Origin of the sequence: Kribbella sp. (assembly GCF_035655035.1) — a bacterium.
Taxonomy (GTDB): Bacteria; Actinomycetota; Actinomycetes; order Propionibacteriales; family Kribbellaceae; genus Kribbella.
The window spans coordinates 1-9,941 of the sequence record NZ_DASRVN010000539.1 but is presented as its reverse complement, the minus strand read 5'-3'; the positions used below and the strand labels follow the sequence as shown (position 1 = coordinate 9,941).

Annotated in this window: 8 protein-coding genes; 2 read left to right on the top strand and 6 right to left on the bottom strand. The window is 71.0% G+C overall.

Translation table 11 applies throughout. The features are described from left to right. Together VFF46_RS29285 and VFF46_RS29280 are read right to left on the bottom strand one after the other, a co-directional pair. On the bottom strand, positions 1-1,452 hold a 1,452-nt coding region (locus VFF46_RS29285; protein ID WP_325040454.1), incomplete at its 3' end, for a DUF2207 domain-containing protein. Between the two features lie 32 nt (positions 1,453-1,484). Continuing rightward, positions 1,485-3,392 carry a DUF2207 domain-containing protein gene (locus VFF46_RS29280; RefSeq protein WP_325040453.1) on the bottom strand — a complete coding sequence of 636 codons (1,908 nt, stop codon included), beginning with the start codon at positions 3,390-3,392 and terminating at the stop codon, positions 1,485-1,487. 93 nt (positions 3,393-3,485) lie between these two features. Here VFF46_RS29280 and VFF46_RS29275 point away from each other — a divergent pair, with 93 nt between their 5' ends. Then, positions 3,486-5,624, top strand: coding sequence for an elongation factor G-like protein EF-G2 (locus VFF46_RS29275; protein ID WP_325040452.1), 2,139 nt, complete (start codon positions 3,486-3,488; stop codon positions 5,622-5,624). Between the two features lies 1 nt (position 5,625). Here the strand turns inward: VFF46_RS29275 and VFF46_RS29270 are convergent, their stop codons facing one another. The 3 genes from VFF46_RS29270 to VFF46_RS29260 form a co-directional block, all read right to left on the bottom strand. Beyond that, positions 5,626-6,876, bottom strand: coding sequence for a tetratricopeptide repeat protein (locus tag VFF46_RS29270; RefSeq protein WP_325040451.1), 1,251 nt, complete (start codon positions 6,874-6,876; stop codon positions 5,626-5,628). After that, on the bottom strand, positions 6,873-7,748 hold the full coding sequence (locus VFF46_RS29265; RefSeq protein ID WP_325040450.1) for a tetratricopeptide repeat protein: 876 nt from the start codon (positions 7,746-7,748) through the stop codon (positions 6,873-6,875). The genes VFF46_RS29270 and VFF46_RS29265 overlap by 4 nt, the downstream gene beginning before the upstream one ends. A 70-nt stretch (positions 7,749-7,818) precedes the next feature. Next, positions 7,819-8,268: a hypothetical protein gene (locus tag VFF46_RS29260; protein WP_325040449.1), complete on the bottom strand. Its 450-nt coding sequence runs from the start codon at positions 8,266-8,268 to the stop codon at positions 7,819-7,821. 60 nt (positions 8,269-8,328) lie between these two features. Here VFF46_RS29260 and VFF46_RS29255 point away from each other — a divergent pair, with 60 nt between their 5' ends. Further along, positions 8,329-8,736, top strand: coding sequence for an HIT family protein (locus VFF46_RS29255; protein WP_325040448.1), 408 nt, complete (start codon positions 8,329-8,331; stop codon positions 8,734-8,736). Here VFF46_RS29255 and VFF46_RS29250 read toward each other — a convergent pair. Further along, positions 8,729-9,826, bottom strand: a complete 1,098-nt coding sequence (locus tag VFF46_RS29250; protein ID WP_325040447.1) for a glycosyltransferase family 4 protein — start codon at positions 9,824-9,826, stop codon at positions 8,729-8,731. The genes VFF46_RS29255 and VFF46_RS29250 overlap by 8 nt on opposite strands. Positions 9,827-9,941 lie beyond the last annotated feature (115 nt).

The window sequence follows — 9,941 nt, the reverse complement described above, 5'->3', positions numbered from 1 at the left end:
CAGTACGGCGAGCACCGGCAGCGCGATCACGATCGCCGGGCCGAGCCACGGCGGCGCGCCGAACTTGACGACGTAGACGACCAGCGAGATCAGCCCGACCAGGACCGCCAGGAACACCCCGCAGCCGAGCGGCACCCAGCCATACCCGGACGACTCCACGACCGTCGAGCGATGCGGGAGCCGCGCGTACCAGTTCCGGTCCGTGACCTGCTTCCACAGCGCGTCGCCCATGCTCTCGGCTGCTCGCTGCGGCCGGGTGTCCCCGATCGCCGGCGCCAACAGCCGGACCTGCCCGCCGGGCTGCTGCTTCGGGAACAGCCCCTTCAGCAGCGCCTTCTCGTGCGGAGCGGCAGCCAGCCGGGCGTCGACCAACACGGCAGTCCGGACGTCGTCCTCGCTCTCGATCCTGACCGCGCCGCGGACGGCCAGATCGACGAGCGTGGCCGCGACCTCGGTGGTGTCCACCTTGCCGTCGATCAGCAGACCGCCTTCCGCGGCGCTGATGTCCGGCGGTGCGAACGCGACCGGGATCGCCTTCTCCTTCAGCCGGTCCGGCACCGTCCGCGCCGCGAGGCCCGTCGGCGGGACCGTGCCCGGCGGCATCCCGTCGTACCGGAGGTCGCGGCGCCGGCGGACGGCGACCTTGCCGAGAGCGATCGCCAGCGCGGTCAGTACGGCCGAGCCGATCGCGGCCGGCCAGCTGACGCCGTACCGTGCGAGGAAGCCCGGCGGATCCTCGACGATCGGCGTGTCGTTGCTCACGGCACCGGCTTTGATGCCCGCGACAACCGTCAGCTCCTCGCCGGGTACCACGTTGGTCTGCTGCGTGAAGGTGGCCTTGCCGCCGGCGATCGCCTTCTCGCTGCAGCTCGCCGTCGATCCGGGCGGTCCTTCGTTGCACGCCACCTTGGTCACGCCCTGCGGCACGGTCACCGTGACCACCACGTGGTCGAGCGGCGCCTCCCAGCCGTTGCCGGTGGCGTCCCAGTACAGCTCGCTGTGGTCGGCGAAGTGCCGCAGCGCGCCACGGACGTCGTAGCTGATCTTGTACGTCGCGTCCCGCCCGGTCACGGTTTCGTCCGGCGAGCCGATCTTGATCCGCAGTACCTGGTTGCGGGCCTTGTTCGTTTTCGTCGTCGACGTGCTGAACCCGGCCGGCGCGTTCGGCGAGGACACCTTGATGTTCGACACGTCGTACCGCTGGTCCTTCGACCGGTTGTCGACGTACGGCTCCCGGATCACCAGGTCGCGGAAGATCCCGTGCCGCCCGGAGTCCCCGAAGTGGTACTCGATCGTCTCGGTCACGTGCAGTACGCCGCCCGCCGACACGTCGTACGCGATCGCCATCGACCGCACCCGGTCACCGATCGCGGCCGACGCGGGTACGGCGTACCCGGCCAGCGCGATCGTGGCAACGAGCAGACTGACGACGACCCCGAGCGCACGACGCATGCGCGCGACCTTACCGAGAGTGGAGGTCGGCACTACCAGCTGCCGCCACCCCCGCCGCCGCCACCGCCGCCGGAGAAGCCGCCTCCGCCGAAGCCCGAGGAGCTGCCGCCGCCTCCGCCGGAGCTGGACGGGGTGGGCGGGGCGGCGAAGCTTTGGGCGACCGTGGAGCCGACGGCGCCGGCGGTCCAGCCGGAGGTGTAGTACGACGGGCCGGAGTACCAGTACGGATCCTGCGGGATGCGGCCCGCCGCGACGAGCTGCTCGCAGACCTTCTGCCAGCGGTCGGCCAGATCGAAGGCGATCGCCCACGGCAGGTACTTCGAGAAGATGTCCTCACCTTCCTCGAAGCGGAGCTGGTTCGCCTCCGCGGTGGCCAGGTACGTCCGGAAGCCGATCAGCTGATCGGTGACCGCGCGGCCGGCCGCGTTCCGTTGCCCACGGCCACGGATCCCCGCCCAGATCACCAGGGCGGCGACGATGGCGAGCATCGGGACGGCGAAGACGATCGTGCGGCCGCCGCCGGACTTGTGCGCCACGGTGGAGCTGACGAACGTGCCGAAGATGCCGGCGCCGAAGACCCAGAAGGCGAACACCCCCAGGCACGAGCAACCGGACTTGTTCTTGAACAGCAGGCCACCACCCGCCCGCGGCATCCGCGCGTACCAGTCGCGCGCCCGCACCTGGTCGCGGAGCGCCTTGATCATCGCGGTGTGGGCGTCGCGCATCGTGTTGTCGCCGACCGCGCCGCGCTCCAGCACCACCTCGGAGCCGGGCTGCAGGGACGGGAAGAGCCCGAGCATCAGCGCCTGCTCGTGCGGTGCGGTCGCGGCGGCCGGGTTCAGCAGCACGGCCTTCCGGGTCTCGCCGTCGTTGTCGATCCGGACGCCGCCGCGGACCGCCATGTCGATCAGCGTCGCGGCCGTCTCGGTGGTGGTCGCCTTCGCGTCGATCAGCAGGCCGCCCTCGGCGACCGGGATCTTCGGCGGCGCGAACGCCACCGGGATCTGGTCCTCGCGCAGGGTGTTCTTCTCCGTCGCGACGGTGGCTCCGGTCGGCGGGAACGTGCCCGGCGGCATCCCGGCGTACCGCTGGTCCTTGTTCCCGAGCTTCGCGTACAGCGCGGCGATCACCAGCGCGAGCACGGAGACGGCGCCCGCGCCGATCACCTGGAGCCAGGACAGCCCGGCGCGCTCCAGCCAGCTCGGCGGTTTCGCCAAGATCGGCGTGTCGTTCTGGACGGCGCCCGCGGTGATCCCGGCGACGATCGTCAACTGGTTGCTGTTCGTCAGGTTGGTGGCCTGGAACTCGCCCTTGTCGCCGACCACCGTGCTGGACGGGCAGCTCTGCTTCGAGCCGTACGTTCCGGTGAAGCACTCGACCTTCGTGACGCCCTGCGGGACGGTGACGTTGACCTGGACGTTCTCCAGGTCGGCCTCCCAGCCGTTGCCGGTCGCGTCCCAGTACAGCTCGCTGTGGTCGGCGAAGTGCCGCAGCGCGCCGCGGACCTCGTAGCTGATCTTGTACGTCGCCTCGGTGCCGGGCACCGTCGTGTTGGCGTCACCGATCTTGATCTGGGTGGTCTCGTACCGTCCTTGGTTCGACGACGAGGTGGTCTTGGTGAAGTCGGCGCTGACTCCCGGCGTCGGCGACGACACGTCGATCTTCGAGACCTCGTACTTCTGGTCCTTCGAGTCGTCGTCCTTGTACGGCTCACGGGTCACCAGGTTCCGGAAGATGCCGTGCCGGCCGCTGGTCGCGAAGTGGTAGTCGATCGTCTCCGTCACCTGCAGCACGCCGTCAGGTGTCACGTTGTAGTCGATCGTGAAGTTCGTGACCTTGTCGCCGTACGCCGCCGTCCGCGCGCTCGCGGGCACCGCGAAGCCGGCCACCGCCAGTACGGCGAACAACGTGCTGATCACGACCCCGAGTGCCCTACGCATACCGGGACCCTACCGATTCGCGGGGTCCGCACCGGGGAGGCACTTGTGTGAAGTGTCCGATAGGGGAATCGTGGGTGGACCAGGAGGAACGTCATGGCAGACAAGACGAACACTTCCCAAGGCACCGGAGCCGCGCCCGCTGTGGACAGTCCGGCCGCCATCCGCAACGTGGTGCTGGTCGGCCCGTCGGGCGCCGGCAAGACCACCCTCGTCGAGGCCCTGCTGGTGGCCTCCGGAGTCCTGAACAGACCCGGCACCGTCGTCGACGGAACCACCGTGTGCGACTTCGACGACGCCGAGATCCGGCAGCAGCGCTCGGTCGGCCTCTCCCTCGCCTCGCTCCCCCACGACGGCGTCAAGGTGAACCTGATCGACACGCCCGGGTACGCCGATTTCGTCGGCGAGCTGCGCGCCGGGCTGCGGGCCGCGGACTGCGCGCTGTTCGTGATCTCGGCGAGCGAGGGCGTCGACGAGCCGACCCGGACCGTCTGGCAGGAGTGCCAGGAGGTCGGGATGCCGCGCGCCGTGGTGATCACCAAGCTCGACCACGCCCGGGCGAACTACCAGAACGCGCTCGCCACCGCTCAGACGGCGTTCGGCGACAAGGTGCTGCCGCTCTACCTGCCCGCCGGTAACGGGCTGATCGGGCTGCTCACCCAGTCGTACTACGAATACGCCGACGGCAAGCGCTCCACGGCCGCCGCCGACCCGTCGTACGCCGACCAGGTCGAGGAGCTCCGCGGCACGCTGATCGAGGGCATCATCGAGGAGTCCGAGGACGAGTCGCTGATGGACCGGTACCTCGGCGGCGAGGAGATCGACCAGAAGGTGCTGATCGAGGACCTCGAGCGGGCCGTCGCCCGGGGCTCGTTCTTCCCGGTGATCCCGGTCTGCAGCGCCTCCGGGATCGGCACCCACGAGCTGCTCGAGGTGATCACCAGCGGCTTCCCCTCGCCGCCCGAGCACACCATCCCGGACGCCTTCAACCCGCACGGGGTGGCCCGCAAGGGCCTGGCCTGCGCCCCGGACGGGCCGCTGCTCGCCGAGGTGGTGAAGACGACGTCCGACCCGTACGTCGGGAGGGTCAGCCTGGTCCGGGTGTTCTCCGGCACCATCAGGCCCGACGCGACGGTTCACGTGTCGGGCCATTTCACGTCGTTCTTCGGCGACCACAACGGTGCGTCCCACGGGCACGAGGACCACGACGAGGACGAGCGGATCGGGACCCTCTCGTTCCCGCTCGGCAAGACCCAGCGCCCGGCCGGCGAGGTACTGGCCGGCGACTTGTGCGCGATCGGCCGGCTGACCCGCGCGGAGACCGGCGACTCGCTGTCCGACAAGTCCGATCCGCTGCTGCTGAAACCGTGGACGATGCCGGAGCCGCTGCTGCCGATCGCGGTCCAGGCGCACGCCAAGACCGACGAGGACAAGCTCGGCGCCGGCCTGCAGCGGCTCGCCGCCGAGGACCCGACGCTCCGGATCGAGCAGAATCCGGAGACCCACCAGATCGTGCTGTGGTGCATGGGCGAGGCGCACTCGGACGTCGTGCTCGACGCGCTCGCGAACCGGTACGGCGTGACCGTGGACACCGTGGAGCTCCGGGTGCCGCTGCGGGAGACGTTCGGCGGTCCGGCCAAGGGGCACGGGCGGCACGTCAAGCAGTCCGGCGGCCACGGGCAGTACGCCGTCTGCGACATCGAGGTCGAGCCGCTGCCGGAGGGCACCGGGTTCGAGTTCGTCGACAAGGTGGTCGGCGGGTCGGTGCCGCGGCAGTTCATCCCGAGCGTGGAGAAGGGGGTCCGGGCGCAGATGGAGAAGGGCGTCGGCGCCGGGTACCCGATGGTCGACATCCGGGTCACGCTCACCGACGGCAAGGCGCACAGCGTCGACTCGTCGGACATGGCGTTCCAGATGGCCGGCGGGCTGGCGCTGCGGGAGGCGGCGGCCGCGTCCCGGGTCGCGATGCTGGAGCCCGTGGACCTGGTCTCGGTGCTGGTACCGGACGACCTGGTCGGCGCGGTGATGAGCGACCTGTCCGGGCGCCGCGGGCGGCTGCTCGGCACCGACAAGGTCGGCGACGACCGGACCCTGGTGAAGGCCGAGGTGCCGCAGGTGGAGATCACCCGCTACACGATCGACCTCCGCTCGTTGTCCCACGGCGCGGCGACCTTCAGCCGTGAGTTCTCGCGCTACGAGGCGATGCCGGATTCGGTGGCGGCCAAACTGAAATGAGCTACGGCTTGTTGAGGCGGCGGCGGACGTCGCGGGACTTGAGGTAGGCCGCGACGTCGTCGTACCGCTCGCTCTGGTTGGCGAACTCGATGTACGAGCGCACGCGGTGCAGCCAGTCGAGGGTCGACGGCTTCACCGCGGCGAGCGCCCCGGTCAGGTGCTGCATGCCGAGCGGCGGCTCGCCGCCGGTGGACAGCGCCTCGTCGATCACCTTGTCCACGCCGCGCTCGATCAGCGCGCGCAGGTCCGCGCCGCTGAACATCGGCGTCTGCGCGGCCAGCGCCTTCAGGTCGAGCCCGTCGGCGGGCACGTCCCGGGTCAGGACGCCGAGGATGTCGGCGCGCGCCGGCTCGTCCGGCGGTGGCACGAAGATCACCCGGTCGAAGCGGCCCGGCCGGAGCATCGCCTCGTCCACGTCCCACGGCGCGTTGCTCGCCGCGAGCACCAGCAGGCCGTCGTTCTCGGAGCCGATCGCGTCCAGCTCCTGGAGCAGTACGTCGACCAGCCGCCGCGCCTCGGACCCGCCGTGCTTGTGCCGCGCGAACGCCAGCGCGTCCAGCTCGTCCAGGAACAGTACGCACGGCCCGTTCGCGCGGGCCCGCTCGAAGGCCTCGTGCAGGTTCCGCTCGGAGACACCGAGGTACGGGTCCATCACGTCCTCGATCCGGACGTTCAGGAACGGCAGCCCGCACTCCCCCGCGGTCGCCCGCGCCAGCAGCGTCTTGCCGCAGCCGGGCGGCCCGTAGAGCATCACGCCGCCGCCGGACTTCCGCCCGTACTTCTCGTACAGCTCCGGCCGGCTCTGCGGGAGGATCACCATCCGGTGGATGACCCGCTTGATCTCGTCCATCCCGCCGACCTTGTCGAAGGTGGTGGACTCCTTCACCAGCTCCTGCTCGGGCGACGTCTCCGCCTCGGGACCGACCTTGATCCGGACGCCGCTGCGCTCGGCGATCATCCCGTCGACGAGCTGCTGCAGCCGCCCGGTGCCCTCGACGACACCGCGCTGCCGGGCCGCCTCGAGGAGGTTCCTCAGCAGGGCAAGCCGCCCGTTCGCCGCGGCCAGCTCCCCCACCGGCACGAACTGGTCGTCCGGCAGGCCGTGCTGATCCAGCAGTACGACGTACTGGTCGAGGGCCTCCTCGGTCGCGCCCGCGCCGGTCAGCGACTCCGCCAGCACCAGCCGCAGCAGTACGTCGTCCGGGTTCGCCTCGACGGCCTTGCGGAGCGCGTCGATCCGGTCATTGCTCATGAGCCCCAACTCCGGTTGATCCAGCGGCGGACGAGTGGCGGGACGACCCACGAGTACACGCAGAACACGAGCCAGATCATCGCGAACGCGAACGACAGCGGGCCGAGGCCGACGGCGCGGAGGCCGTAGATCACCACGACCGCGCCGATCCAGACGATCAGCGGGTTGATCCGGGCGAACGGCCGCAGCGGCAGCATCAGCGGATGGTTGAACAGCTTCGCTTCGCGGGCGGCCGCCCGCAGGTCCTCGTCACCCGGCTGCGCCGCGGCGGCCGAGCGCAGCGAGTCGTACCCGGCGCGGGAGTCGCCGGTCAGCATCGACGCCGTGCCGTGCAAGGCGCGCGCGTTCGGATCTTCGGGGTCGTACGCGAGCGCCTCGGTGCTGTGGCGGTGCATGTCCCGGTCCTTGCCGAGCGCGAACGCCACCTGCGCGCGGGCCGCCGACACCGCCACGCTCTCCGGCGCGTGCGACGCCGCCCGCTCGACCAGGGCGCCCGCCTTCTCGGCCTGCCCGGCGGCGAGGCACACGAGCGCGTAGCCGAGCAGCAGGTCCGGGTCGTTCGGGTCGAGGCTCAGGCCCTGCAGGAACGCGGCCTCGGCCTCGGGCAGCCGGCCCTCCGACCGCAGCGACGACCCGAGCGCGTGCAGCAACGCCGGGAACGGCCCGTGCCGCGCCAGGCCGTCCCGCAGTACGTCGATGGCCTCCGCGTTCCGCTCGAGCGCGTGCAGAGCCGCGCCGCGGAACAAGTACGCGCGGTAGTCGAGGGCGGCGTCACCGGTCAGCCCCTGCAGCTCGTCGAGCGCACGCTCCGGACGCGCGATCCGCAGCCAGTGCGCCGCCAGCTGCAGCCGGGACTCCGTCGAATCGTTCACAGCACCACCGTCACCCAGCACTCACACCACCACCGTCGCCCACACTCACAACACCACCGTCACCCAGCATTCACAGCACCACCGTCACCAGAACGAGGATCAATGCCTCGGTGACCGCGCCACCGATCGTCGCCGCGATTCCCACGCTCCACAGCGAACCGTAGTCGGCGCCGCGCAACTGGAACGCCCGGTCCATCGGCCGCTGCAGCCGGATCTGAGCCATGCAGCACAGCACCGCCACCACGCGGATGCCGACCCGGAGCCCCGACGTGATGCCGGAGTCGGCGTACAGCAGCAGGTACACGGCGACCACCACGACCAGGCCGACGGCCCCGGACAGCAGGATCAGCCGGCGCTTCGCGGCGTCCACACCGAGCCGGCCGGCGTTCAGGTAGGCGACCACGGTGGACGCGAGCACCCCGCCGAAGAACGCGACGTACGTCTGGGACATCAGCCGCCAGGGGCGGGCCGACATGTTCACGCCGGCGCCGACGGTCGGGCGCAGGAGATCGTCCGGCATCGGGCTCCAAGGCACTGTGGTAGCGGGCGGGTTCGCTCGCGCAGTGTATAGCCTGGGCGGATGAGCGAGAACTGCATCTTCTGCGGGATCGTGGCCGGAACCATCCCCTCGACCCGGGTCGCGGAGACCGATCGCGCGATCGCCTTCATGGACATCGCGCCGGCGACCCCCGGCCACCTGCTGGTGGTCCCGCGGGCGCACTCGACGGACCTCCGCGAGGCCGCCCCCGAGGACCTGTCGGCGATCATGACGCTCGCCCAGTCGCTGGTCGGCCGCGTCATCGAGCGCCTCGACGGCGCCACCGGCGCGAACCTGCTGAGCTGCATCGGCGCCGACGCCTGGCAGAGCGTCTTCCACACCCACCTGCACGTGATCCCGCGCTACCCCGACGACCCGATGGTGCTGCCGTGGAAGCCGGAGTCCGGCGACCTCGACCAGATCAACGCCGTGCACGAGAAGCTCATCTAGCGACGAGCTCGTACACCGACAGCAGCTCCGGGAGCAGGACCGACCAGTCGTACCGCGGCACGGCGGCGAGGCCCGCGGACCGGAGGTATTCGCGTTCTTCGGGGCGGCGGAGCAGCCGGAGGGCGCGGGCGGCGAGCTCGGGGACGTTGCCCGGCTCGAACAGCTCGCCCAGGTTGCCGCCGTCCAGTACCTGGCGGAAGGCGGCCAGGTCGCTCGCCAGCACCGGCGCGCCGGCCGCCATCGCCTCCAGCAGCACGATCCCGAAGCTCTCGCCGCCCAGATGCGGCGCGACGTACAGGTCCGACCCGGCCAGCATGTCCGCCCGGGCCTCGTCGTCGATCGCGCCGAGGAAGAGCACGTTCTCGCGATACCGCGACGGCAGCGACCGCAGCGCTTCGTCCGCATGACCCGACCCGGCGACGAGGATCTTCAGCCGCGGACGCTCGGCCAGCAGCAGCGGTACGGCGTCCAGCAGCACGCCGAGGCCCTTGCGTGGCTCGTCCAGCCGCCCGAGGAAGCTGATCGTGCCGTCGGCGCCCATCCATTCCGCGCGCGGGCTGCCCTTGAAGCGGGCGGTGTAGAGGCCGTTCGGGATCACCACCGCCTCGCCGCCGACGTGCTGCACCATCATCGAGCGGGCGTTCTCCGACACCGCGATCCGGGCGTCGATCTTCTCCAGCGCCGGGCGCAGCAGGCTGGACGCCACGCTCATCGCCCGGGACCGCACCTGCCAGGTGTGGAACGTCGCGACGAACGGCCCGTCCGCGGACCAGAGCGCGATGATCGACGCGCTCGGCGTGGTCGGCTCGTGCACGTGCACGACGTCGAACTTCCCGTCGGCGAGCCAGCCCTTCACGCGGGCCGCCGTACGCGGGCCGAACGTCACGCGGGCGACCGACCCGTTGTACGGCACCCCGACCGCGCGGCCGGACGAGACGACGTACGGCGGGAGGTCGTCGGAGTGGTCGACGGGCGCGAGCACCGAGACCTCGTGGCCGACCCCGAGCAGCGCCTCCGCCAGGTCGCGGACGTGGTTCTGCACCCCACCGGGCGTGCCCAGCGAGTACGGGCACACCACACCGATCCTCACACCTAGATTCTTACCCCTCGAGGAAGATCCGCTGCAGCATGTGCCAGTCCTCGGGGTGCTCGCCGATCCCGGCCGCGAACGCGTCCGCGCACCGCTGGGTCATCGCGGCCGCGCC

What these genes read in the sequence shown, in the direction of transcription:
- VFF46_RS29280 (WP_325040453.1), bottom strand. Translation starts at nt 3,392, where the DNA reads ATGCGTAGGGCACTCGGGGTCGTGATCAGCACGTTGTTCGCCGTACTG.
- VFF46_RS29275 (WP_325040452.1), top strand. Translation starts at nt 3,486, where the DNA reads ATGGCAGACAAGACGAACACTTCCCAAGGCACCGGAGCCGCGCCCGCT.
- VFF46_RS29270 (WP_325040451.1), bottom strand. Translation starts at nt 6,876, where the DNA reads ATGAGCAATGACCGGATCGACGCGCTCCGCAAGGCCGTCGAGGCGAAC.
- VFF46_RS29260 (WP_325040449.1), bottom strand. Translation starts at nt 8,268, where the DNA reads ATGCCGGACGATCTCCTGCGCCCGACCGTCGGCGCCGGCGTGAACATG.
- VFF46_RS29255 (WP_325040448.1), top strand. Translation starts at nt 8,329, where the DNA reads ATGAGCGAGAACTGCATCTTCTGCGGGATCGTGGCCGGAACCATCCCC.